General features: G+C 53.7%; 22 protein-coding genes. 11 read left to right on the top strand and 11 right to left on the bottom strand.

All coding sequences use genetic code 11. The features are described from left to right. Positions 1-3 precede the first annotated feature (3 nt). Positions 4-468: a 5-(carboxyamino)imidazole ribonucleotide mutase gene (purE, locus tag G565_RS0107270; RefSeq protein ID WP_037338170.1), complete on the bottom strand. Its 465-nt coding sequence runs from the start codon at positions 466-468 to the stop codon at positions 4-6. A 35-nt stretch (positions 469-503) separates the two neighbouring features. After that, positions 504-767, bottom strand: coding sequence for a YheV family putative zinc ribbon protein (locus G565_RS0107265; protein WP_037338092.1), 264 nt, complete (start codon positions 765-767; stop codon positions 504-506). Between the two features lie 217 nt (positions 768-984). Here G565_RS0107265 and G565_RS0107260 point away from each other — a divergent pair, with 217 nt between their 5' ends. Next, a complete protein-coding gene (locus G565_RS0107260) occupies positions 985-1,896 on the top strand; it encodes a MaoC/PaaZ C-terminal domain-containing protein (RefSeq protein WP_028670334.1) in 912 nt (303 codons plus the stop codon). A gap of 84 nt (positions 1,897-1,980) precedes the next feature. Here the strand turns inward: G565_RS0107260 and yihA are convergent, their stop codons facing one another. After that, complete coding sequence (gene yihA / locus G565_RS0107255; RefSeq protein ID WP_028670333.1) at positions 1,981-2,646, bottom strand: ribosome biogenesis GTP-binding protein YihA/YsxC; 666 nt, start codon at positions 2,644-2,646, stop codon at positions 1,981-1,983. Positions 2,647-2,875: 229 nt separating this feature from the next. Between yihA and G565_RS0107250 the strand changes: the two genes are divergently transcribed. The 4 genes from G565_RS0107250 (at position 2,876) to G565_RS25900 (ending at position 6,756) form a co-directional block, all read left to right on the top strand. Then, positions 2,876-3,508 carry a c-type cytochrome gene (locus tag G565_RS0107250; RefSeq protein ID WP_028670332.1) on the top strand — a complete coding sequence of 211 codons (633 nt, stop codon included), beginning with the start codon at positions 2,876-2,878 and terminating at the stop codon, positions 3,506-3,508. Positions 3,509-3,668: 160 nt separating this feature from the next. Continuing rightward, complete coding sequence (locus G565_RS0107245; protein WP_028670331.1) at positions 3,669-4,301, top strand: thiol:disulfide interchange protein DsbA/DsbL; 633 nt, start codon at positions 3,669-3,671, stop codon at positions 4,299-4,301. A 105-nt stretch (positions 4,302-4,406) separates the two neighbouring features. Next, positions 4,407-5,222 carry an endonuclease/exonuclease/phosphatase family protein gene (locus G565_RS0107240; protein ID WP_028670330.1) on the top strand — a complete coding sequence of 272 codons (816 nt, stop codon included), beginning with the start codon at positions 4,407-4,409 and terminating at the stop codon, positions 5,220-5,222. A 97-nt stretch (positions 5,223-5,319) separates the two neighbouring features. Beyond that, positions 5,320-6,756, top strand: a complete 1,437-nt coding sequence (locus G565_RS25900; protein WP_028670329.1) for a GGDEF domain-containing protein — start codon at positions 5,320-5,322, stop codon at positions 6,754-6,756. 13 nt (positions 6,757-6,769) lie between these two features. Here the strand turns inward: G565_RS25900 and G565_RS0107230 are convergent, their stop codons facing one another. Further along, positions 6,770-9,094, bottom strand: coding sequence for a hybrid sensor histidine kinase/response regulator (locus G565_RS0107230; RefSeq protein WP_028670328.1), 2,325 nt, complete (start codon positions 9,092-9,094; stop codon positions 6,770-6,772). A gap of 154 nt (positions 9,095-9,248) precedes the next feature. Continuing rightward, positions 9,249-9,779 carry a GNAT family N-acetyltransferase gene (locus G565_RS0107225; RefSeq protein WP_051207531.1) on the bottom strand — a complete coding sequence of 177 codons (531 nt, stop codon included), beginning with the start codon at positions 9,777-9,779 and terminating at the stop codon, positions 9,249-9,251. Between the two features lie 217 nt (positions 9,780-9,996). Between G565_RS0107225 and G565_RS0107220 the strand changes: the two genes are divergently transcribed. Then, positions 9,997-10,488 (top strand): peroxiredoxin, encoded by a 492-nt coding sequence (locus G565_RS0107220; protein ID WP_028670326.1) that lies wholly within the window; start codon positions 9,997-9,999, stop codon positions 10,486-10,488. Between the two features lie 574 nt (positions 10,489-11,062). Beyond that, complete coding sequence (locus G565_RS26325; RefSeq protein WP_084649267.1) at positions 11,063-11,401, top strand: MGMT family protein; 339 nt, start codon at positions 11,063-11,065, stop codon at positions 11,399-11,401. A gap of 620 nt (positions 11,402-12,021) precedes the next feature. Here G565_RS26325 and gyrB read toward each other — a convergent pair. The 4 genes from gyrB to dnaA are packed head-to-tail and all read right to left on the bottom strand — an operon-like array spanning position 12,022 to position 18,209. After that, a complete protein-coding gene (gene gyrB / locus G565_RS0107215) occupies positions 12,022-14,433 on the bottom strand; it encodes a DNA topoisomerase (ATP-hydrolyzing) subunit B (RefSeq protein WP_028670325.1) in 2,412 nt (803 codons plus the stop codon). Then, on the bottom strand, positions 14,426-15,526 hold the full coding sequence (recF, locus tag G565_RS0107210) for a DNA replication/repair protein RecF (RefSeq protein ID WP_028670324.1): 1,101 nt from the start codon (positions 15,524-15,526) through the stop codon (positions 14,426-14,428). Before recF ends, gyrB begins: the two co-directional genes overlap by 8 nt. A 25-nt stretch (positions 15,527-15,551) precedes the next feature. After that, positions 15,552-16,658, bottom strand: coding sequence for a DNA polymerase III subunit beta (dnaN, locus tag G565_RS0107205; protein WP_028670323.1), 1,107 nt, complete (start codon positions 16,656-16,658; stop codon positions 15,552-15,554). Between the two features lie 24 nt (positions 16,659-16,682). Beyond that, positions 16,683-18,209, bottom strand: a complete 1,527-nt coding sequence (gene dnaA / locus G565_RS0107200; protein ID WP_051207529.1) for a chromosomal replication initiator protein DnaA — start codon at positions 18,207-18,209, stop codon at positions 16,683-16,685. A 632-nt stretch (positions 18,210-18,841) separates the two neighbouring features. Between dnaA and rpmH the strand changes: the two genes are divergently transcribed. The 4 genes from rpmH (at position 18,842) to mnmE (ending at position 22,689) form a co-directional block, all read left to right on the top strand. After that, positions 18,842-18,976, top strand: a complete 135-nt coding sequence (gene rpmH, locus G565_RS0107195; RefSeq protein WP_028670321.1) for a 50S ribosomal protein L34 — start codon at positions 18,842-18,844, stop codon at positions 18,974-18,976. An 11-nt stretch (positions 18,977-18,987) separates the two neighbouring features. Next, on the top strand, positions 18,988-19,398 hold the full coding sequence (gene rnpA / locus G565_RS0107190; protein WP_245584148.1) for a ribonuclease P protein component: 411 nt from the start codon (positions 18,988-18,990) through the stop codon (positions 19,396-19,398). Positions 19,399-19,642: 244 nt separating this feature from the next. Continuing rightward, positions 19,643-21,328, top strand: coding sequence for a membrane protein insertase YidC (yidC, locus tag G565_RS0107185; RefSeq protein ID WP_028670319.1), 1,686 nt, complete (start codon positions 19,643-19,645; stop codon positions 21,326-21,328). Beyond that, on the top strand, positions 21,328-22,689 hold the full coding sequence (gene mnmE, locus G565_RS0107180) for a tRNA uridine-5-carboxymethylaminomethyl(34) synthesis GTPase MnmE (protein ID WP_028670318.1): 1,362 nt from the start codon (positions 21,328-21,330) through the stop codon (positions 22,687-22,689). Before yidC ends, mnmE begins: the two co-directional genes overlap by 1 nt. A gap of 40 nt (positions 22,690-22,729) precedes the next feature. Here mnmE and G565_RS0107175 read toward each other — a convergent pair whose 3' ends face one another. Both G565_RS0107175 and G565_RS26320 read right to left on the bottom strand, forming a co-directional pair. Then, positions 22,730-23,632, bottom strand: coding sequence for an alpha/beta fold hydrolase (locus G565_RS0107175; protein ID WP_028670317.1), 903 nt, complete (start codon positions 23,630-23,632; stop codon positions 22,730-22,732). A gap of 73 nt (positions 23,633-23,705) precedes the next feature. After that, entirely contained in the window at positions 23,706-23,867 is a 162-nt protein-coding gene (locus G565_RS26320; RefSeq protein ID WP_084649266.1) for a DUF2256 domain-containing protein, read from the bottom strand. Positions 23,868-23,955: the final 88 nt, after the last annotated feature.

Below are 23,955 nucleotides of genomic sequence, written 5' to 3'. Positions count from 1 at the left end.
GCGTCAGACTCCCGGAACCGGATTGGCCAGCACCCGGTCAGTCTGGGCACTGCGAAATTGCAGCAATGCAGAGCGCACAGCAGCATCGTCATTGGCGAGGATGCTCGCGGCCAGCAGAGCGGCATTAATAGCCCCCGCTTTACCAATGGCGAGCGTGCCCGTCGGTATTCCCGCCGGCATCTGCACGATGCTCAACAGAGAATCGACACCGCTGAGCATACTGCTCTGCACCGGCACACCCAGTACCGGCAGATGCGTCTTGGCGGCACACATACCGGGCAGGTGCGCGGCACCCCCTGCGCCGGCTATGATGACTTTCAGACCACGATCAAACGCCGATTCCGCGTAGTCAAACAGCAAATCGGGCGTACGGTGCGCCGATACGACCTTGCATTCGTGGCTGATCCCTAACTGGGTCAGAGTGTCTGCGGTGTGGCTCATCGTTGCCCAGTCGGACTGGGAACCCATAATGATGCCAACGGTTACAACCGGGGCGTTTTGCGTCACTGGGTGTCATCCTTAGCGGGTGAGGTTGGGTCGAGAATCTTTACCGGGGTCGCTTCGACGTCCGGCTCGGCTGGCGGCGGCGGCGATACCCGGGTTTGTATTTCCTTGAGACTTTGATGGGTCTGGCTGATGCGATCGATGTAACCGCAGTCGACGCACTCACGCACCATCACGGCTCCTTCGTGCTCATAGCCCGCCTTTAATGTATCCATAGTGCCGCATTTAGGGCACACCGCACCGGCGATGAATCGAACCGTCATAGTCAACTGCCTCTTAAAACCGGGATTATACGGAAGTGGCACAGCAGCGTCATTGTCGACCGCTCGGTCAAAACAGCTCGTTAGCCAGAGCCTTTCCTGTGCTAAACTAAAATGCTGTCGCCTGCGCCATCATGTGGGCGGCATCAATGAGTGACTGAAGCACAACTCACCCATCGCATTGCTGAACCCTGTCCGCCGACCCATGGATGGTGACACCATGTCCGACAAATTAAAAACTCGCTGGTTTCAGACGCCGACGTCCTCCTCGTCGTTAGGCTACGCGACCCGGTTCTACATGAAAGTATTCCAGAGCCTGAAAACGGACGAGTCGTTGAACCTGGACGCTCAACTCGCGCCGCTGAAAACCAACTGGTATCTGACCGAGAAAACCACTCAGCGCTGGCATAAGGTCTTTAACTACCAGAGTACAGCGCCCCAGGCCTTTACCTACAGTGCCCCCGCTGGGGTCTGGGCACTGATGCAGGTGCTGGAAGATCTGGGTATCAAGTTCAGTCGCATCATGCATCTTCGCAGCCACCTGTTGCTAACCTCGCCTTCCGGTTTTGAAGTGAATGCTCACTACACGACAAACGTCCGTTATATGGGAGCCCGGCCTCTCAAGAGCCGGTCAGTCGCTCTGATTTTCCGGTCTGAAGTCAGGGATGTCCGGGGCCGTGAAATCATGCAGCTGGAAGATGAACTCTACGTCGGTGGCCTGCCGGCAGACTTCGTCGCGCAGCTGTCTTCGAAACACGTGAAAGTGCCTCTGGCAGATCGCAGCGACATCGCTATCGACAACCCGGTAGCCGATCAGATTCCGGTCACCATTGGCCGGCGCCTGGGCAGTCAATACGGAAAATTGTCCGGCGATTTGAACCCCTTGCACATCTCCAGTATTGGGGCACGGCTGCTAGGGCACTCGGGTTCCTTTGTTCAGGGCTTGTGCACCGCCAATCTGTTACTGGCAACACTGGGCACGCACTGGCGACGCCCGGTGCGCAGCCTGACTATGGAGTTCAAGCGACCGGTACCGCAACCGGCCAAGCTGACGCTGATCTGCACACTCGACCAGTTCAGCCTGATTGATGCGAAGAAACGTGTATTGGTGACTGGCTCTTACATTTGTTGAATACGCGCATGACTCGTTGCTCGAATGCTCGAATGCTCACGCTTCGGAGTATGCACAATGCAAGTGGCGGATGCCGGCGGTGCATTAAACCTCAGAGCCGGAATCAGGGTTTTCTGGGCCCTCTTCCGGTGCGTTATCCGGTTCAGCCTCAGGCTCCATTTGCTCGCGCAACCAGCTTTCCAGTTCAGCGACGCCGTCTTTTTTCAGCGAGCTGAACAGCTGTACCGAGAGCCAGTTGGCTTGCGATTGCAATTGACTGCGTACTTTCATCAGGGTGGTCTTGGCTGGCCCCTTTTTCAGTTTGTCGCTTTTGGTCAGCAAAACCCGCAGCGGCATCTGCGTCTGAATTGCCCAGCGCACCATCATTTCATCGAACTCGGTCATCGGGTGGCGCACGTCCATTACCAGCACGATGCCTTTGAGACTGTGTCGATCGGCCAGGTATTCACCAATGTTCTTTTCCCAGTCTTCCTTCATGTCCCGGTTAACCTTGGCATAGCCGTACCCCGGCAAATCAACCAGGCGGCAGTCTTCGGTCGACAGGGAGAAATAATTGATTAGCTGGGTGCGCCCCGGTGTCTTTGACGTCCGGGCCAGTTTGGAATTTCGGGTCAGCGCATTCATGGCGCTACTTTTACCTGCATTGGAGCGGCCGGCAAAGGCCACTTCAGCGCCGCTGTCCGGTGGACTCTGTTGTAAATGCTGGGCACTGGTCTGAAAACGGGCCGAATCAAAACGCAAAACCGACATGGAGTGTCTCACCGGGGGTTAAAAACCGGCAGTGTACCTGAAATCGGGGCCGGACGGAGTCCTGTTGACCGATCCATGTTCAAATAATACCCACTCAAGGCGCGGGGTTTCTTCTCAACACCCTCCCGGGTCTATATAATGCCCGGTCATATTAAGTGGTCAGAATCCGGATCCGTGCACATCCGTTCTGATGACTGACCTTTTCCACCTCTGACGTGCGGGACGCGACATGAAAAAACTCATCGTAGGCCTTGCCATGCTGGCCGGCATTTCCGGCTTTGCAATGGCCGAAGGCAATGCTGAAGACGGCGAACAATACACTGAATCCTGTGCCGCTTGCCACGGCGCCGACGGGAACAGTGCTGCCGCCTCCTTCCCCAAGTTGGCCGGCCAGGGCGAAGCCTATTTGTTGAAACAAATGATCGATGTTCAAAATGGCGACCGCATCATCACGCAGATGTCCGGACAACTCGATGGTCTCAGTGAAGATCAACTCGCCGACATCGCCGCATACTATTCCAGCCAAAATAAGACCGTTGGCAATGCCGACCCGGATCTGGTCGCCCTGGGTGAACAGCTGTACCGTGGCGGCAACCCGGAAACCGGCGTGCCATCTTGTGCGGGCTGTCACTCGCCCACGGGCTCTGGCAATGCGCCGGCTGGCTATCCGATGCTCTCCGGACAACACGCCGACTACATTGAAAGCCAGCTCTACAAGTTTCAACGGGGTTATCGCGCTTCAGAACCGAGCGATGAAGCCCGTGTAAACGACGGCGAATCCCGTGTTATGCGCGCAACCGCTTTTCGTCTGAAAGACTTTGAAATTGAAGCTCTGGCAAGCTATATCAATGGTTTGCACTGATTCCTAGCCCGGTCAGTACCGGCTGTTCAGGCCCGGTTAACCCGAGGTAAAGACAATGAAAAGCGAAGGACCGGTTCACGGCCTTCGCTTTTTTTGTGGCGGGCTTTAGGGCAAAGTGACCGCCAATACCTACTCTGGTTCGCTTGTGGAGATCCAACCTATGTTTAAACGTGTGATGTTGTCCGCGCTGGCCCTGATGGTGCTGGTTTCCGGTTTCGCTACTGCAGAAGAATTCCGGGCAGGAACTCACTATCAGGTACTACCGGAAAAATTACCGACCAGCTACCGCGGTGAAGAAGTCGGCGAAATCATGGAAATCTTCAGCTATAGCTGCATTCACTGCTTCAACCTGGAGCCCTATGTCACGTCCTGGAAACAGGGCAAGCCTGACGACATTCGGTTCACGCCGGTACCTGTATTGTTCAACTCCCGCCAGATTCCGGAAGCCAAGGCTTACTATGCCGGCCAGTTTCTGAATGTGATCGCACAGAGCCACCCATCGATATACAACGAAATTCACATCAACCGGAATCGTTTGTCGACCGATGAAGACTTTGCCGAAATTTTCGAACGCTTTGGCATCAGCGAAAGCGAATACATGGACATGGCCAATTCCTTTGCAGTCAACACTCGTATCTCGCTGGCTCAAAAGATCACGCAGTTGAGCCAGATACAAGGGACGCCCAGCCTGGTTGTTAACGGCCAGTACCTGGTTTCCGGTCAAACAGCCGGTGGCAATGAGCGTATGTTTACCGTCGCCGAGTGGCTGATTCGCAACCAGGACCAGCTGTGACCGCTGACTGCACCGCCTTACCGGTTGCGCTACACTGAGTAGCCAACCGGCCCTTCATTATCGTGTTTTGACTGCCGACGGGTCACCATTGATAGGAGCCTGTCCATGAGATCAAGCCACCTGGATTATGAGTTCCCGGTTCACCTAAGTGACCCCCGGGAGTTCTACCGCAAGGCTGATCCAGACCATCTGACCCTGCTGAGTTTCAACATTCAGGTGGGCATACACACCCGGCATTTCCCTGACTATTTCCTGAAGTCCTGGCAGCACGTCTGGCCCAGCCGGTCGCGTCAGCACAATCTGGATCAGATCAGCAAACTGATACGCCACTTTGATATCGTGTCTCTGCAGGAAGTTGACGGTGGGAGTTTTCGCACCGGTTATGTCAATCAGGTTGAATACCTGGCCAGAAAATCAGGCCAACCCTACTGGCATCAGCAATTGAACCGGAATCTGGGTCGATTCGCTCAACACAGCAACGGATTGATTTCCCGGTTAAAACCTCACCGCATCGACACACATGCTCTGCCCGGTTTGCCCGGTAGGGGCGCTATGGTGGTTCAACTTGGCGATGAGCATCCTGTCGTCATTGTTATGTTGCATCTGGCGTTGAGCAAGAAAGCGCAGGACCAGCAACTGCGCTTCATTCGGAATCTGATCCAGCAATACCAGCACGTTATCGTTATGGGCGACATGAACACCCACAGTCTGCGATTGTTGAACGATTCGCCCTTAAGAGAGTGCGGCCTTAAATCGGCCCACGCCCGCGCTACGTTTCCCAGTTGGCAGCCTCATCGTTGCCTCGACCACATTCTGGTCAGTCGTCATTTACGGATCGTACGGATGGGCGTGCTCGATTTTCCGTTGTCCGATCATCTGCCCGTCGCACTCGAAATTGAATTGCCCGAACTGGCCCGATAAAAGCGGCTGCGTAGATCGGCGTGGCAGCAAAGCACTGCTATACTCGCATCAGCTTCGGTAATTTTCAGCAAAGTATCGGCAAGGACATATGGGAAGAATGAGCGACATTCAGGACTTATTGCGACGCGGCGTGTTGGATTTATCCATCATGATTCGGGGCATTGACCGAGAGCTCGACGAAACGTTGGATCAGCTCAAACTGGCGCTGCGACAACGCAACGATCTGGACGTTGACGCCTTTGGCAAAGCCCTGGAAGCCACCGATAAACGGTTTGATCTTATCGAAAACCGTACCGAGGAAGGCGTTACGCACCTGTATTCCTTGTATCAGTTGTTAATTGATACCGACGACGAGCGGGTACCTGACACGCTCATACGTCAAATAGGCGAACGCAGCCCCTATGTCCATGATGCGCTGACACTGGCGCAACAGATCCAGCCGCTGATCTCTTTGGGAGCGGACCCTGATGCTGACAGCAGCACCCTGATTCGGCTCAGACAGAAACTCTGCTCACGCTTTATCACCTTGTTGCGCACTCTGGCCATTCTGGGCGATGAAGACGGCGCTTTGCGCTCTCTGGCTGCCCGCCTGGAACCAATACCAGACTGGACGACTCTGGATGTCCTCGCGGCAGAAACGATTATGTTGATTCAAACTCGACTTAATCAGGAAAAAGGAAAGTTCGAGTATTACCTGAATGAACTTAATGCCAAACTGGTTGCCATCAACCGCCTGATTGGAGAAGACCAGCACGCCGTCACAAACCTGCAATCGCTGAATGACAGTCTGAACGCCAATGTTGACCACCAACTTGAGCGTGTACGCAGCGAACTGGAAACGGCCACCGACATGCAGAGCCTGAGGCTCGCCATGACCCACTCCATGGACGATTTGCTGGGCGTGTTAAGTGAATTTCAGGACCAGGTTAAGTCAAGTCTCTCCGGCATGCATCAGCGCCAGGCCGAGCTGACACAGCAACTGACCGAGTTACAGACAGATAACCGCAGGCTGATCGAACAGGTGCATCAGGAACGCGAGCTGTCACTTCGTGACCCGCTGACTCAACTGCCGAATCGGCAGGGTTTTGATGCCCGCCTGGCCGAAGAAATTGCCCGTAGTGAGCGCTATCAGCAACCGTGCTGCGTCGCGCTGATTGACATTGATTTGTTTAAAACCATCAACGACCAGTATGGCCATCTCGCTGGCGACAAAGTTCTTAAGGTGTTGGCGAAAGAAATGCGCAGCCAGGTTCGCCAGTCGGACTATCTGGCCCGATTCGGGGGGGAGGAATTCGTCCTGCTACTGCCGCAAACGCCAATTGATGCGGGAATGCAGGCGTTAGAAAAAATGCGATTGCACATCAGCCAGTGCCCGTTCAACTTTCAGGGAAAACCGGTGCAAATCACCTTTTCTGCCGGTGTATCGGCCTACCGCAATGGAGAATCGGCAGATCAATGGCTGCATCGTGCCGATGAAGCCCTGTACACGAGCAAGGGGGCCGGTCGTAACAGAACCACATCGGCTGACGGCTGACTAAGCCACAGTCTTAGCGGTCCTGGTTTTCACGCGTCAATTGACCCAATACTCGCTCCAGCTGGCGGGTATTGATTGGCTTGGTCAGAAATTCATCCATGCCGGATTCGATACATCGCCGACGAACATCCTCAAGCGCGTGAGCGGTCAACGCGACAATGGGTAATCGAGGCAAATTGTGACGCTTTTCATAGGCGCGGATGGCCTCTGTTGCTTCATAGCCATCCATGTGTGGCATTTCACAATCCATCAGCAACACATCACCGTCAAAAGCTTCTGCCTGTCTGACTTCCAGCGCTTCACCACCATGATTGACCAAGGTTGACTGGTGGCCTAACTTTTCCAGCAACCCCTGAATGACGTGCTGATTCACTAAATTGTCTTCCGCCACCAGCACCCTTAGGCCGTTCTGTGGCACAGGGTCCGCCAACCGGGCTTCCTCACGTCGCGGTCGAGCCTGCAAAAAGGGCAGTCTTACGGTAAAACACGACCCCTGGTTAGGCTCACTGGTCACCATTAGCGTGCCCCCCATTAGAGCCACCAACTCACGGCTGATTGCCAGGCCAAGGCCTGTTCCACCCGCTTGGCGCTGACGTCCGGGATCAACGTCTGAATAGAGGTTAAACAGATTTTGCTGATCAACCTCGGAAATGCCAATGCCCGTATCTTCTACTCTGAATTCCAGCAACCGGGGTGCGTTTGGGTCTATTCCAAGCGTAAGTTTAACCGCCCCCTTATCAGTGTACTTAATGGCGTTACTGACTAGGTTCGACAAGACCTGACGCACGTGCTGGGCATCCAGCATCACCCATGCAGGGACCACCGGCTCAATATCGCCGGTCAACAGCAGAGATTTATGTTCCGCCTGCGACAGAAACAGTTTCACCTGCTGTTGCACCAGTTGATGAACATCCACTGGCTCACGCCGAAACGCCATTTTACCTGCTTCGATTTTGGAGTAGTCCAGAATGTCGTTTATCAACGCCAGCAATGAACTGCCGGAGCCCTGAATGGTCTCAACATAGCCACGCTGTTCGTTATCCAACCGTGTACGGGATAACACTTCGGTCATTCCCAAAACGCCATTCAGGGGGGTTCGAATTTCGTGGCTGATCTGCGCTAGAAACTGGCTCTGTGCTTCTACTCGCATGCGTTGGCGCTCCTGTTCATCCCGGAGCAATCGAATCCGATAGGCCAGTGCAAAGCTCAACAGCATGGCTTCGGCGAAGGCCCCCAGTTTTGACGCCAAATTGGGGGGCAAGGGTGGTTCAACACCAAATAACCGACCCAACAGAAAAACGGAATTGCCCAAGGCAAACAAAACCCAGGCCAAAACAAAGAATTTGGCCGCCATAAAGCCCACACGCCAGGCCCGAACACCGGCTGAAATAGCCAGGGCCATGAACAACAGCAACGTCGGGGCATAGAGTTGGGCAAACCAGTCCAGTTCGATGGTGAGCAGCAATAGTGCAGATGTGAGCTGCAAGGCAACCATCGCGTAGAGGGCCCAGAGATGCGCACGCGATGTTTGCCTGAGGTTTAGAAAGTGAATCACAAAGAAGCAGGCGAAGATAACCGTGAATACTGTAATCCAGAAATTGTATTCGGATTGAAATACCTGCCCCGAAGGCCATAGATATTGCGCCACGTACCCATCCAGTGACAGTTGCAACAACCCGAAACTCGACATAAACAGCACGTAAAACAGATAACTGACATCGCGTACTGTGGTGAACAGAAACCCGTTGTACAGCACCATTGCCAGCAATACGCCATAAAACAGCCAATTGCCGATGTCGGCTTTCAGCAATGGCGACCAGAAATCATCACTGGGATAGGCGTGTAACGGAACCAGCGCCGCCGGTGACGTTTCTATACGCATTAAGTAGGTTGTAGGCCCATAGACTTCAACCGGGATAATAAAGTACCGGTGGTCTTCAATGCGACTCTGATTTGGACGTTGCAACCCGGATCGATAGATCAGTCTTGGCCCGCTGTTACCAAAAACCTGATACACATCCACATAGTCCAACAGCGGATTAGACAGAACCAGGTGCCACTCCTTATGGATCGACTGAGACGCGTCCAGTCTAAACTGCACCCAGAAAGGAGTGTCATCATAGCCGCGGCTGATGCTGTTAGCCCTGTGCTCAGTCCACTTGTTGGCGTATTCCGGTTGCAAGATATCAAAGGGTGATAAACGGCCGCTTTCATCCGCCAACAGCAAGACCTGTGGCCCAAGATTTTCAACATCAGACTGAGTCAATTCAACTAGCGGAGCCACCGGTTCCGCCCGGGGTGCTGACATGGCCAACAAACCAAACAGCAGTCCGAACATTACTAGCCACCGGGGGCGTGGTCCTTGTCTGATTCCGAGAATCCTTTTCAATCGGCTCAGCTCTGCTGTCGGACGAGTCTTTGATAACACACTCAACATCCATTTATTTGCCCCGGGCTTTGGCAGAGAGGTGCGTTCAGCGAAGAAGGGCGAGTCATCCCGTTATCTTATTATTGTTAAGCTCCTTAATATACCAGTGATCACACGCATTGTGACCGGTTTGACCTATCGGCTGTGGCAGACGGATAAATCCAGAGCGCCGATACAGCCTCGCTGCCCGGGTCATTCCACCCAGCGTTTCCAGGTAGCACCAATGATAGTGGTGGGCGGCAAAGTCAAGTGCCACATCCATGAGCCAGGCGCCAACACTCGCACCACGATGATCGGCCGAAATGTACATCTTTTGCAGCTCACAACAATCATCCAACCCCTGCAGACGGCCAATACCACAGCCACCAACCACCCTTCCACGGCTTCTAACGACCCAATAGGCCGTCCTGTCGCCGTGATAGGCACGACTCAGGTTGTCCAGTTCAGGATCCTCCCAGGCAAAACCGGGACGGTTAGCGCCAAATTCGGTAAGCCCCTGGCGAATTACAGTGGCCATATCCGAATTGTCAGCTGGCTGAATGAACGCCAGAGTGTAATTGTCCGTTACGGTTGCTTTGCTACCATTCGATGCCATTGCCGGGTGCTTCTCCAAATGCGCCTGTTGCAGGCGGTTGTAGACTGTTAATTTTATAAATGTCTCAATAATGCGGGGCCAAGTCCATCGACAGATGGCTTTCGTATATCATAGCCTTCTGACGGAACTCGGGTACCGCAGCACTGCTACACTGGGCAGGTGCGCCCACGAGTACGTACACTCATTCTGAATAGAAACCATGGAGAATCTTTCGACTATGACCATTCAAGTTGGAGAAACCCTGCCCAACGTCCTGCTGCACCGCATGGGCGAAGGCGGACCCGTCAGCGTGTCATCCGATGATTTGTTTGCTGATCAAACGGTGGTGCTGTTTGCTGTGCCAGGGGCTTTCACCCCGACCTGCAGCCAGTCTCACTTGCCAGGATTTGTGGTTAATGCCGACACACTCAAAGCCAAGGGTGTTGATCGTATCGTTTGTCTCAGCGTTAACGATGCCTTCGTTATGGCAGCCTGGGGCAAGCAACAGAACGCTGATGCGCTGGACATGGTCGCCGACGGCAACGCGGATTTCGTCGAAGCCCTGGGTCTGGAAATGGATGCAACCGGTCGTGGTATGGGCGTAAGGTCACGCCGTTTTGCGCTGATTGCAAAGAATGGCACGGTAGAATGGATAGCAATCGAAGAACCTGGCCAGTTTGAAGTCAGCTCTTCAGAGAAAGTACTAGAAGCGCTCGATGCTCTGGATTAGGTGTTTAATGGCTGTCAGGCCCGGTCAGCGAACAAATATCTGAGAGCCTCTGTACAACACCGCTACACCAGAGTTCTGGCTGAGCGGGCTATACGGGCCACAATAGCCAGCCTGACCCAAGAGAGAGGCGCCACACTTCGCTCCGGGCGCGCCTTTGGCGCACTTCAAGTGCGCAATGACCATCATCTGTTCAAGAAGTCCAACGCTGGGCAGAGCGTTTTAGCCCCTCCCTGCCTCGCTGGTGTTCGTCTTTGCGACTTTTCGGGGACACTTGCCCATTCGTTGGACTCATTTAAAAGTAAAGACCTATTCCGGTGTGATGTCCGTCAGAAGTACCGCACCACACTCGCAAGTCACTCAGACAAACCAGAGCTCGGCGTGGATTACTCAGAGCCTCTCGCCTAGACATCCTAGCCTAAGTAGATGTACGCCCGGAATAGCGCTCGCCTACGAGCTGTAACCAAATAGATCATCAAGCTTTAAGATGTGTTCCACGTGGAACACATCTTAAAGCTGCCCTGCCACTGCCACCTACCCTTTGATATCCTAGAATAAGTAACAAAGGAGGTTAGTAATGGCCGATAAAGACCCGGACAACCACACAAGTCCGAAAGCTGCGTTCTATCAGACGTTAAACTCAATTCCTGAGGGCTACTTTACAAGCTATGGCCGACTAGCCTGTTTGTGCGGTGTTCACGTCCGTCAGGTTCAGGCATGGCTTAGAACTTTGCCAAGAGAATCGGGCCTGCCCTGGTACCGGATCATCAACAGCCAGCGAAAAATCACCGAACACCCTGGCTCACCAATGCAATATGAATTACTGAAAGCAGAAGGATTGCTTGCTGACAAAAAGGGACGTTTTCCAACAGACCGGTATTGGCCCGATTGCTTGATAGGCACCCCACCCGTCTAGACCACACATAATCAGAACCAGTTTGACGTCTATTGAACTGTGTTCCACGTGGAACCATTCAATCTACTCACCTCCCTGAATCCGCATCCTCCCCTCGTCCATCGTTATACCGATGCCAAGCACACATAGACAGAGGCCCGACGAAAGATGGGGGCGACGGTAAGCCCAGATTCACGCCATAGCTCGTCAATTCATAAAGTCAGGTCACCAGGCGCCGTACAACCCAGGTGCATCACCGGAATGCTCTCCCTGCTTTACGATATATCCACATTTGAATACTGTGCAGGCTGGGGATTAGGAAAAGTAAACGAACTTTGCGCATACCTCTCGATGGTACATTACCTCTGTACCAGGGTGTTTACTGATCACCTTCGCCCATTACTTTCTATTTTTAGCTGCGAGACTGCGGATTAGGGGCTAGCTCCCGAGAGTCATATGCACCAACCTTTCAGGCACAAAAAAGGGCCTTACAGGCCCCTTTTCAAACAATCAGACAATGTCCCATCTAAAACAACAGGCTGTTAAAAAATCCCGCAACACTCAAAGCTGCGGGGCACTGGCACGTTTACCAGGGCCTCTGGCCTTTGCAACGGCTCACCAGGTAGGCTTCAGGCGACTGATTAGTAATCCAGGTTACTTACCAGCAATGCATTGGTCTCAATAAAGGCCCGCCGCGGCTCTACATCATCACCCATCAGGGTGCTGAAAATCTGGTCTGCACCAATAGCGTCTTCGATGGTGACCTGCAACATGCGCCGTTGTTCGGGGTCCATGGTGGTTTCCCACAACTGATCGGGGTTCATTTCACCCAGACCTTTATAGCGCTGAATGTTATAACCCCGTTTGGCCTCGCCCATCATCCATTCAATCACTTCTTCGAACTCGGCGATTGGCTGAGACTTTTCACCACGCTTGAGATAGGCACCCTCTTCTATCAAGCCGTCGAGCACGTTTCGCAAAGCCACAATCGCCTGGTACTCTTTGCTCTCGAAGAAGGTATGAGAAAACTGGTAATCAGTTCCCAGCCCATGTGCAATGGCCTGTACCTTCGGTACGAAGATATGGCGTTCCGTATCTTCGGTGATCGACATTTGATAGGTGGTGCTGCCCGCATTGGTGTCCAGCAAACGGTCACTGAGGTGGTCTACCCAGTTAGCAACTTCATCCTGGCTCGACAGCATCTCGGGAGTCAGATCTGGCATATAAATCAGCTCTTGCAGGACGGCCTTTGGATAAACCCGGCTCATTCTGTCAATCCGGCTGATCACGTCTTTATATTGATTCACCAGGTTCTCAAGCTGTGCATCACGAATCGGTGGCGCTGTTTCATTAACAAACAACTCAGTACCATCGAGCGCCTGGGAGATCAGATACTGTTCCAGCGTCTTCTCATCCTTGATGTACTGCTCTTGCTTGCCTTTCTTGAGCTTGAACAATGGCGGTTGTGCAATATAGATGTGACCATTCTCAATCAGTTCCGGCATTTGCCGGAAAAAGAACGTCAGTAACAGGGTTCGAATGTGAGACCCATCAACGTCGGCGTCGGTCATGATGATGATTTGGTGGTAGCGCAGCTTGGCCAGGTTAAATTCCTCCCGACCGATACCGCAGCCCAACGCCGTAATCAGCGTGCCAACTTCAGCCGACTGAAGCATTTTGTCGAAGCGGGCCTTTTCAACGTTCAGAATCTTACCCTTCAGCGGCAAAATGGCCTGAGTCCGACGGTCGCGACCCTGTTTGGCAGAGCCGCCGGCGGAATCACCCTCCACCAGGTAGAGTTCAGAGAGTGCCGGATCCTTCTCCTGGCAATCGGCCAGCTTACCGGGCAGTCCGGCGATATCCAGTGCACCCTTGCGTCGAGTCATATCACGGGCTTTGCGCGCAGCTTCACGGGCACGGGCCGCATCGATCATCTTACCAACCAGAATTTTGGCTTCATTCGGGTTTTCCAGCAGGAAATCACCGAATTGTTTGCCCATTTCCTGTTCAACGGCCGGTTTGACTTCGCTCGACACCAACTTGTCTTTGGTCTGGGAGCTGAACTTGGGGTCCGGCACCTTAACCGAAATAATCGCGGTCAGGCCTTCCCGGGCATCGTCTCCGGTGGTCTGAACCTTGTGTTTCTTCTGCAGGTTTTCGTTCTGAATGTAGGTGTTGAGCGTCCGCGTCAGTGCTGCACGGAACCCGGCCAGGTGGCTACCCCCATCCCGCTGCGGGATGTTATTGGTGTAGCAGAGAATGTTCTCCTGGTAGGTATCGTTCCACTGCATGGCCACTTCCACGCCGATGCCGTCTTCTTCGCGTTGAAACGAGAAGTGAAATACCTGATTCAGTGTCTGCTTGTTCTTGTTCAAATAGTCCACAAAGGCCTTAAGTCCGCCTTCGTATTTGAAATACTCTTCCTTGCCACTGCGCTCATCCTTCAGATGAATGGCAACCCCAGAGTTCAGAAAGCTCAGCTCGCGCAAGCGCTTGGCCAGAATATCGAATGAATACTCAATAGAGGTGAATGTTTCGGCTGAGGGTTTGAAATGGATAGTCGTACCTGTGTAATCCGCTTCGCCAACGATTTTTAGGGGTTCCTGCGGAACACCATGAACATACCGTTGTTCGTGAATCTTACCATCGCGCCGGATGGTGAGTTTCACCTCGGAAGACAGGGCGTTAACCACTGAAATACCAACGCCGTGCAGACCACCCGAGACTTTATAACTGTTGTCATCAAATTTACCGCCCGCATGCAGCACAGTCATGATTACTTCAGCAGCCGATTGCCCTTCCTCGTGCATGTCGGTCGGGATGCCACGACCGTCATCACTGACGCTGATCGATTCATCCGGATGAATCACTACCCTGATGTCTTTACAGTGCCCGGCCAGGGCTTCATCGATGGAGTTGTCCACCACTTCAAACACCATGTGGTGCAAACCGGTGCCATCGTCTGTATCCCCAATGTACATGCCGGGACGCTTGCGAACAGCGTCCAGTCCCTTGAGTACTTTAATACTGGAGGAATCGTAACTGTTACTCATCTGGTAGCTCCAAATCATTCGCCGGACGTATCTGGCCCTGTTCCACATGGAACATTCGAACCTGCTCCGGCGCTTGCCAAAAATCCTTGAGGAGTGACGGGTCGACACTGGTCATAAAGACCTGACCGGTCAGTCCTTCCATCAGGGCGCCTAACTTCTGAATATGATGCCGATCCAACTCCGCTGGCAGATCATCTACCAGGAATGTCGTCGGCCGGTGATGAACGTCCTGCAGATGCAGGCTCTGAGCCACCTTGAGCGCGCACACCACCAGTTTTTGCTGACCACGAGACAGGATGTCGCTTGCGGACTGGTTACCCACTTTAATGCGCATATCAGCTCGCTGCGGGCCGCTCTGCGTATACCCCAGCTTCAGATCCCGTTCCCATTGCTGCTCGAGTACATCCGCCAATGGGCGGGCTTTATCCCAACCCCTATAGTAGTGAATACGAACGTCGGGTAAATCAATCAGTGCTGCCAGTACCTGATGGAACCGGGGTACAAAGCCCTCCAGATACTGCTTTCTCAGGTCATCCAATTGCTCGGCAGCGGTGATAAATTCGCGCTGCCAAACGGCTAACTGCGAACGTTCTATTCTACCAGATCGGAGCAGAGAGTTGCGGTTTTTCAGGCTTTTTTGCGCGTTTTGCCACTGGCTGTGAAAGCCATCTTCCTGGTGAAAAACGCCCCAATCAAGAAATTGACGGCGGTGGCCCGGAGATCCTTCCAGTAAGAGGAAGCTGTCGCTGTGTATCAGTTGCAGCGGCAGTCTCTGCGCGAGTTCAGAAACAGCAGTTACAGCCTCTCCGTTGATACGAATGCTGTGATGGCCGTTACGAGAACGCTGCACCCCAACTCGAGTTTTATTGGTGAACTCTGCGAACACTGTCGCATCGTCAACGCCCTGTTGAATCAGCGTGCGGGTACGAGATACTTTGAAGGAACGGGCCAGCGCCAGCAGGTGAATCGCTTCCAGCACGGAAGACTTTCCGGCGCCGTTAGCCCCGGCCAATACATTCACACCGGGACCCGGGTCGAAACGGGTCTCCGCCAGATTACGGACACCCTGAATGGTTAAACGGCGAATAGACATGCCGGGCCTGGGACTCTGCGCCCGATTACAGACGCATCGGCATCACGACATAGACCGATGAGTCATCGTCGAAATCGCTCAACAGGGCACTGCTATTGGCGTCAGAGAGCACCAGTTTCACCTGATCTCCCTGGGTGACGTTCATGACATCGAGCAGATAAGTGACGTTGAACCCAACTTCGAGTTCCGGTCCCTGGTAATCAATCTCCTGATTAACCTCGGCTTCTTCCTGCTCGGGGTTGTTGGCTCTGACTTGCAAGTTATTCTCGCTGAGCAGCAAACGAACGCCCCGGTATTTCTCATTGGACAGAATGGCAGCGCGGCTGAAGATCGAACGCAGTGACTGACGATCGCCCACAACCTCCTTGTCACCGCCCCGGGGGACCACTCGCTCGTAGTCAGGAAATTTACCGTCAACCAATTTCGAACTGAACGTGAAGGCCGCGGTTTTCGCGCGCAGGTGATTGGTACCCAGCGAAATCTCAACGGAATCGTCAGAATCGTTCATGAGCCGGTTCAATTCGAGAATACCCTTGCGCGGTACAATGACCTGACGCCGTTCATCAACGCCAAGGGCATCAACACCCTGGCTACTCATTGCCAGACGATGGCCGTCAGTCGCTACTGTACGCACCCTGTTCTGCGACAGTTCCAGCAGCATTCCGTTCAGATAGTAACGTACATCCTGCTGAGCCATCGCAAAAGAAGTTGCATCGACAAGCTTCTTTAACGTCTTCTGTGGCATGTCAAAATTCAGGGTATTCTCATCTTCCTCGACATTCGGAAAATCCGATGCAGGCAAGGTAGAAAGCGTGAACCGACTGCGCCCACTGGTGACCACAACGCGGTCGTCGTTCTGCACCAGGCTGATCAGACTGTCATCCGGCAAAGACTTCACAATGTCGAGCAGCTTACGAGCTGGCACGGTAACCGCACCTTCCGTGGAAGGTTCTGACAGCTCAACCCGGCCCTGAATTTCGACTTCCAGGTCAGTGCCGGTAAGCGACAGCTGGTTACCTTCGATTTCCAGCAGGACGTTAGACAAAACCGGTAATGTCTGACGTTTTTCAACGACACCCCCCACCAGTTGCAGCGGCTTTAACAGGGTGTCTCGTGGCAGTGAGAATTGAATCATGTGTCCGTTTCCATCCATTAATCAGGTGGTCAGCGTTCGTAACAGGTTGTTGTAATCTTCGTTGATGTCCAGGGTGGTTTCGCGCAATTCCTTGACCTTGCGACAAGCGTGCAACACCGTTGTATGGTCACGCCCGCCAAAAGCTTCCCCGATTTCCGGCAAGCTGTGCTGGGTCAGTTCCTTGGCCAGGGCCATCGCCACCTGACGCGGACGTGCAATACTGCGACTGCGCCGCTTACTGTGCAAATCCGATATTTTAATTTTGTAGTACTCAGCCACGGTGCGCTGAATGTTATCAATACTGACTTGTTTATCCTGCAGCGCCAAGAGGTCTTTCAACGACTCTTTCACAAAAGCGGTGTTAATCGCCGCGCCGGTAAACTGGGAATTGGCGACGACTCGTTTTAGCGCGCCTTCCAGCTCACGAACATTCGAGCGTATTCTCTGAGCAATGAAAAAAGCGGCGTCTGCGGGTAACTTGACGCGTTGTTTCTCCGCTTTTTTCATCAGAATCGCCACCCGGGTTTCCAGATCCGGTGGCTCGACCGCAACGGTCAGGCCCCAGCCAAAACGACTTTTCAGCCGGTCTTCAAGCCCTTCAATTTCCTTCGGGTAGCGGTCACAGGTGAGAATCACCTGTTGATTCCCTTCCAGCAACGCATTGAAGGTATGGAAGAACTCCTCCTGAGAGCGGTCTTTTTTGGCAAAGAATTGGATATCATCAATCAACAATGCATCGAGGCTGCGATAGAAGCGCTTGAATTCTGCCATCGCATTAAGCTGCAAGGCTTTAACCATGTCAGCGACAAATCGTTCGGAATGAAGGTAGACCACCTTGGCACCCGGGTTTTGATCCACAATGTGATTACCAATCGCTTGCATCAGGTGCGTTTTACCCAGGCCAACGCCACCGTATATAAAGAGTGGGTTGTAAGCGCCACCTGCATTATCGGCAACTTGCTGACTGGCAGCCAGGGCCAACTGATTAGACTTGCCTTCAACAAAGGAGGCAAAACTGAATCCTGGATTCAGGTAGCTTTGAAACTTCCCTTTGCCGCGCTGCGAACCGGTGGTCTGTACCGGCATTGGATCGTTATTCAGCCGTTCGGCCACAACAGAAGCCGGTTCCGGACTAGGCTGGAGGCTTTCGTTCTGAGCGGAAGTCGGTTCAGCCAATGCTTCGGCGGCTGTCTGCCGGCTGCGGTCATCAGGTGCTGAAGCCAAACTCTGCATGTCTGGCGTTCGCCTCGCCGGGCGTGCCGGGCGACCGGCACGCGCACTGACTTCAACCAGAACCTGCGCTTCAGCGGATCCGAATTGATTCATAAGCTCCTGAATGCGATGCAAATACTTGTCACGGACCCAGTTACCCACAAACCGGTTAGGTGCCAGCAATACAAGAGCCTCACCATCCTGACGGTGACTCAAGGGGCGAATCCAGGTATTGAACTGATGCGAGGGAACCTCTCCACGCAGCAGGTCAAGACACTGTTGCCAGGCTGAATCAGGCACAAACTCTCCGGATAACGACGAAAATAGAAGCCGCATTCTAACTTGCCCACACGCCACACGCCAGTCGCAGTCACCCCAAAAACAACGGGCCAGGGCCACAGCGGGAACCCCGATCCAAAACCCGTCTAAAGCGCATCACACGGGCATTACAAGAGTAATCTGCGACTTTATACTCAGTCGGCAAAGGCTGTGTATAACCGGGCGCATAAGACTGTGTGTAACCATAGGGACCGTTTTGTGTATAAGTTAATGTGTATAAGTAGGCATGTTACACACAGCTTGTTGACCGGCCGTACCCAGATGGTACCCAGGTAAGCCCAGAGTTGTTTATTCTTTAACTCATTGTTTTATAAAGGTTTTTTTTGGTTTTAAACAGATATTGCTCTGCTTAATAAGTAACAACAATGAACTAACCTAAAACCCTATAAACATAAATTCATTCTTTAAGTAATACATCAAAAACAGAGTGACCCATTCCAAACCATTCGATCTCAAAAAAAATGAAACATCGGACACAGACTGATTAAAAAATCGGCATTGAAATACGTTGCCAAAGTGATTAGAATCCGCCGTCCAAATTTAGAGGTTCGATTTCTTCGGTCATTCGATGAAACGGGCCGAATGCCTAACGGAAGCCCAGCTTCCCCTGACTCGGTGTGAGACCAACCATGAAACGTACTTTTCAACCCAGCGTCCTGAAGCGTAAGCGCACCCACGGTTTCCGTGCCCGTATGGCCACAGCCAATGGCCGCAAGGTTCTGGCCCGTCGCCGTGCTCGCGGTCGTGCTGCCCTGACGGTCTAACCGGCATTTCTTTGGCAAGCGCTTTGATACCCGGTACTGCATCAGCACCGGGCTATGGACATCCCCGCAGTCATCGCTTACTGACCCCGGGAGATTTTCGTGCCGTTTTCGACCAGGTAGCTGTCAAATCGGCCTGTCCCGAGTTGTTGCTACTGTCTCGCCCGGCACAATCGGGTACGGCCCGTCTTGGTTTTATTCTCGCCAAAAAAAATATTCGTACTGCCGTCGCGCGAAACCGCGTCAAGCGGTGTGCTCGCGAAGTGTTTCGATTGCATTATGCCGACTGGCCACCGCTCGACATCATCTTAATGGGCCGGAAAGAGCTGGGCTTACTGACGCATGAGCAGTTGCATGATCTGATCGAAAAACAGCTCAGGCGTCTTACGCGTCGCTGGCACAAGGCCTTGGCAGACTCCGCCTGAGGCAGATTCATCGTTTTTGTCCGGCGGCCGGTATTTGGCTGGCAATAAACACCCTGTGCAGGTACCATTTCGGCGCTTTTTACACAGGAAGCTGGCGGATATTGTCTGTCGGGTAGCTTCCTCAGCCTGAACCGGGCAACCACAGACTGCTCCCATTCTCATCCGACCCATGCTGCGTTGGATATTGCGTGTATTTGACAGTCAGGATTCGGTTCAGGGTTAATGATCTGACTGGAAATTGATTATGGATGTGCGCCGTATTGTTCTGATCGCGGGTTTGGCCGTGGTCTCTTACATCTTGGTTCTGCAATGGTCGTCTGATTACGCCAGTGCACCGCCTGACCAGCAGACAGCCAGTTCATCTGAAGTGGCTCCCCTGGAAGTACCCCAGTCCGACGTCCCGGATGAGACCGCCAGTGCAGCGCCCGCTGGTGAAGTGCCTCAGGCAGCGGGCGTTAGCAGCTCCCCTGCATCAGCGACCACTGGTGATGTGGTCAGCATACGGTCCGATGTACTTAATCTCACCGTCGATCTGACCGGCGGCGATGTTATAAACGCGGCGTTACCCGAATACCCCTTCCGCGCCGACACCCCGGATATCCCATTCAGCATTCTCGAGAACCGCCAGCGGACCTACACAGCCATGAGTGGACTGGTCGGGCCTGATGGCATCGACAGTGCTCAGCGTGCCCGCTATCAGGTTGAGCAGAGCGAATACCAACTGACAGATGGCAGCGACCAGATTGAAGTCTCCCTGGAGCACACGACTGACAGCGGCGTCACTGTTAACAAGATTTTCACGCTGACGCGTGGCAGCTATCTGATCGATATTCGTTACGAGATTCTTAACGAATCCGGTCAGGCAATCACCACCAATTTGTTTGCCCAGCTTAAACGTGACCGCTCCGATGACCCGAGCGCCGGTGGCCAGATTGGCATGGCATCCTATCTGGGTGCTGCAATTACGACACCGGATGATCGCTATCGCAAAATCTCTTTCGGCGATATGGAAGACGAAACTTTCCGCATTACCCAGAACGGTGGCTGGATCGCCATTCTGCAGCATTACTTTCTGTCAGCCTGGGTTCCTGCGACGGATCAGTCACACAGCTACTATGCGCGTCAGTTGGCAAACGGCCTCTACTACGCCGGCTTTCAGTCACCGGCGTTGACGGTTGCGCCGGGAGACACGGCAACGACGGCCACACAGCTCTATGTCGGCCCGAAAGACCAGGACGATTTAGCCACCATCGCCGAGCACCTGGAATTGACCGTCGATTACGGCTGGTTGTGGTGGGCGGCTCAACCGCTGTTTAAATTGCTTCAGTTCATGCACAGTCTGGTGGGTAACTGGGGCTGGGCCATTGTACTGATGACGTTGACCGTCAAAATGGTGCTCTACCCTCTGACCGCTTCCAGCTACCGTTCCATGGCCAAGATGCGCAAGTTTGCGCCGAAGATGACTCAACTGCGTGAGCAGTTTGGCGACGATCGCCAGCGTCTGGGCCAGGAAATGATGAAGATGTACAAGAAAGAGAAGCTGAACCCCATGGGCGGTTGTTTGCCGATCCTGGTGCAGATGCCCATCTTCATTGCTTTGTACTGGGTATTGATGGAAGCCGTTGAGCTGCGTCAGTCACCGTTTATCTTCTGGATCGAAGACTTGTCGATCAAGGACCCTTACTTTGTGTTGCCGCTGCTGATGGGCGCTTCCATGTTTGTGCAAATGCAGATGCAACAGCAACCGAGTATGGACCCGATGCAAGCGCGCATGATGAAATTCATGCCGGTTATCTTTACCTTCATGTTCCTGTGGTTCCCGGCTGGTCTGACGCTGTACTGGTTTGTTAACAACGTCACCACCATCGTTCAACAGTACATTGTTAACCGTCAGTTCGAGAAAGCCGACAAAGCCAAATCGGAGAGCTGATGTCCGACCGCGATACGATCTGTGCGCTGGCAACGCCACCTGGACGAGGTGGCGTTGGTATCATCCGGGTTTCCGGGTTACGCGCAGCTGATATCGCGATCGCCATTCTGGGGCACCGCCCTCAGGTGCGTAACGCCCATTACGGTCCCTTTCTGGATGCCGACCAGCAACCGCTGGATGAAGGCATTGCCCTGTTTTTTGCCAACCCCCACTCCTTTACCGGCGAAGACGTGCTTGAGCTCCAGGGGCATGGCGGACCGGTCATTCTCGATTTGTTGTTGCAGCGGGTGATGGCGCTTGGTGCCCGTCTGGCACGACCGGGCGAGTTCTCCGAGCGCGCCTTTCTGAATGACAAACTGGACCTGGCCCAGGCTGAAGCCATTGCTGACTTGATCGATGCCTCTTCCAGCGAAGCGGCACGGTCGGCCGTTCGATCCTTACAAGGTGCCTTTTCCAAAGAAATTCACAGTCTGGTTGAGCAACTGACGCGGTTGCGTATTTACGTAGAGGCCTCAATTGACTTTCCCGAAGAAGAAATCGATTTTCTCTCTGATGGTAAGGTTCAGTCCGATCTGGCCGCCATCATCGCGCAGTTGAATAGAGTCACCGAGACCGCCAATCAGGGCAGTCTGATGCGTGATGGCATGACGGTGGTGATCGCGGGTCGGCCCAATGCGGGCAAAAGCAGCTTGTTAAACGCCCTGGCCGGAAACGACAGGGCCATCGTAACCGATATTGCCGGCACCACCCGGGATGTTCTGCGCGAACATATCCACATTGATGGCATGCCACTGCACATCATCGATACTGCTGGTCTGAGGGATACTCCGGATGCGGTTGAACGTATTGGTGTCGAGCGCGCCTGGCAAGAGATCGAACAGGCCGACCGGGTCCTGCTCATGGTCGATGCCAGCGAAACCGACGCGACGGAACCGGCGTTGTTGTGGCCCGATTTTGTGCATCGGCTGCCTGACAGTGCAGCGATTACGGTGGTACGCAACAAAATCGATATTACGGAAGAATCCCCAGGTTTATCCACAGACAATTCACAATCGGTCGTTAGGCTTTCGGCACGCGACCAGATCGGGCTTGATGCCCTGCGGGCGCACCTGAAACAGTTAATGGGGTATGAAAGCGCGCGCGAAGGCGGCTTTATTGCACGGCGTCGGCATCTGGAGGCGTTGTATCAGGCTCAGGCGTTTCTTCACGCCGGTGAAGATCAGTTACTGGGCGCTGCTGCGGGTGAATTACTGGCTGAAGACCTACGACAGGCACAGAATGCGCTTAGTGAGATTACCGGCGAATTCACCTCTGATGACCTGCTCGGGCGGATTTTCTCAAGTTTCTGCATCGGTAAGTAAAGGGCCAGGCAGTCAAACACTGTCGGCCCTCTCTTACCGGTCAGCGAGTCGTCACACACCCTGCCAGATGCTCCCAAACCTCAGCCGCATTGGTTTCATTCACCAGTTCATGGCGGGCACCGTCGAACAGGCGTGTGCTCGCCAGGTTTACCCCGGCCGCTTTGATCGCCCCGATGTGCTTGCCAATGCCCTTGCCGAATTCACCGACCGGATCCATGGTGCCGGACAAAACGTGCACTGGCAGGTCTTTTGGCCACTGGCTTGGGTCGATGGTGAGCAGTCCGCCGATGAAATCACTCCACAGCTGAACCGTGCAGTCGAAGCCGCAGTAAGCATCGTCCAGATAGGCATCAACCTGGTCGTTATCGCGGCTCAGCCAGTCATGACTGGTGCGGTTGGGTTGGAAGGCTTTGTTGAATGCGCCGAAGGTCATACGGGTAACCAGCGGACTTAGGTGGCGTGGGCCCTTTACTGCCTTGATCGCATCGACCAGCAGTTTAGAGACCACGAGCTGCGGCCTGTTAATGCGGTTGGTGGCACAGAGGACGAGTCCGTGCAGTTTGTCGCCAAAGCGCTGAGCGTATACCTGGGCGATGAATGAGCCCATGCTATGACCAAAAAGTGTCAGCGGCGAGTCGGGTTCCAGCGAGCGGGCGTAGTCAACCACCTGATCCAGATCGGTAATAACCTTGTTCCAGCCATCCTGATCGGCGTAGTGGCCGAGATCGGCCTCGGGGCAGTCATCGCTGTGGCCACGATGCTCAACCGCCACCACGGCAATGTCACGGTCGTTCAGCCAGTCAGCCAGAGGAGCATAACGGCTGGCGTGTTCGGCCATACCATGGGCTATGACCAGCACTGCACTGGGTACCCGGGGGCGCCAGACTTTGACCGGGATGACGTGACCATCGCTTGCGGTTAACCATTCTTCGAGATATTGCATGCCCTAATCCTGACTCGTTCCAAACGCCGTCAGGGTGGCATGCAGCGGGTGCAAGGTCCAGAAATAGCAGCGCCTAGTCTGTATTAGCTCTGGTTTTTCGGGATCTTCGGCAACGTTCACTGCAATATTTGACGGAATTCCAACAATCGGCCCACTTTTTACGCCATCTAAATGGTCGCTGGCACACCTGACAGGTTTTCTCGGGAAGGTTCTGTTTATCCGGTGACCGTGGCATGGCGTTGTACCCTCACTAAAGGAGTCCCAGGGGGTACGGTAATGGCGTGAAATAAGTTCAACAGGAAAAACGGTCAGGCACCAAGGTG

Source organism: Saccharospirillum impatiens DSM 12546 (assembly GCF_000423605.1).
Classification (GTDB): Bacteria; Pseudomonadota; Gammaproteobacteria; order Pseudomonadales; family Natronospirillaceae; genus Saccharospirillum; species Saccharospirillum impatiens.
The sequence above is the reverse complement of the archived record's forward strand: the minus strand, read 5'-3'. Positions and strand labels throughout refer to the sequence as shown.

Excerpts from the sequence above, each read along its gene's own strand:
- G565_RS26320 (WP_084649266.1), bottom strand. The coding sequence starts at position 23,867 with ATGCCACGGTCACCGGATAAACAGAACCTTCCCGAGAAAACCTGTCAG.
- rpmH (WP_028670321.1), top strand. The coding sequence starts at position 18,842 with ATGAAACGTACTTTTCAACCCAGCGTCCTGAAGCGTAAGCGCACCCAC.
- yihA (WP_028670333.1), bottom strand. The coding sequence starts at position 2,646 with ATGTCGGTTTTGCGTTTTGATTCGGCCCGTTTTCAGACCAGTGCCCAG.
- G565_RS0107250 (WP_028670332.1), top strand. The coding sequence starts at position 2,876 with ATGAAAAAACTCATCGTAGGCCTTGCCATGCTGGCCGGCATTTCCGGC.
- G565_RS0107245 (WP_028670331.1), top strand. The coding sequence starts at position 3,669 with ATGTTTAAACGTGTGATGTTGTCCGCGCTGGCCCTGATGGTGCTGGTT.
- recF (WP_028670324.1), bottom strand. The coding sequence starts at position 15,526 with ATGTCTATTCGCCGTTTAACCATTCAGGGTGTCCGTAATCTGGCGGAG.
- G565_RS0107240 (WP_028670330.1), top strand. The coding sequence starts at position 4,407 with ATGAGATCAAGCCACCTGGATTATGAGTTCCCGGTTCACCTAAGTGAC.
- G565_RS0107225 (WP_051207531.1), bottom strand. The coding sequence starts at position 9,779 with ATGGCATCGAATGGTAGCAAAGCAACCGTAACGGACAATTACACTCTG.
- G565_RS0107220 (WP_028670326.1), top strand. The coding sequence starts at position 9,997 with ATGACCATTCAAGTTGGAGAAACCCTGCCCAACGTCCTGCTGCACCGC.
- purE (WP_037338170.1), bottom strand. The coding sequence starts at position 468 with ATGGGTTCCCAGTCCGACTGGGCAACGATGAGCCACACCGCAGACACT.
- G565_RS0107260 (WP_028670334.1), top strand. The coding sequence starts at position 985 with ATGTCCGACAAATTAAAAACTCGCTGGTTTCAGACGCCGACGTCCTCC.
- yidC (WP_028670319.1), top strand. The coding sequence starts at position 19,643 with ATGGATGTGCGCCGTATTGTTCTGATCGCGGGTTTGGCCGTGGTCTCT.
- G565_RS0107265 (WP_037338092.1), bottom strand. The coding sequence starts at position 767 with ATGACGGTTCGATTCATCGCCGGTGCGGTGTGCCCTAAATGCGGCACT.
- G565_RS0107230 (WP_028670328.1), bottom strand. The coding sequence starts at position 9,094 with ATGTTCGGACTGCTGTTTGGTTTGTTGGCCATGTCAGCACCCCGGGCG.
- mnmE (WP_028670318.1), top strand. The coding sequence starts at position 21,328 with ATGTCCGACCGCGATACGATCTGTGCGCTGGCAACGCCACCTGGACGA.
- dnaA (WP_051207529.1), bottom strand. The coding sequence starts at position 18,209 with ATGCGGCTTCTATTTTCGTCGTTATCCGGAGAGTTTGTGCCTGATTCA.
- G565_RS0107175 (WP_028670317.1), bottom strand. The coding sequence starts at position 23,632 with ATGCAATATCTCGAAGAATGGTTAACCGCAAGCGATGGTCACGTCATC.
- G565_RS25900 (WP_028670329.1), top strand. The coding sequence starts at position 5,320 with ATGAGCGACATTCAGGACTTATTGCGACGCGGCGTGTTGGATTTATCC.
- G565_RS26325 (WP_084649267.1), top strand. The coding sequence starts at position 11,063 with ATGGCCGATAAAGACCCGGACAACCACACAAGTCCGAAAGCTGCGTTC.
- gyrB (WP_028670325.1), bottom strand. The coding sequence starts at position 14,433 with ATGAGTAACAGTTACGATTCCTCCAGTATTAAAGTACTCAAGGGACTG.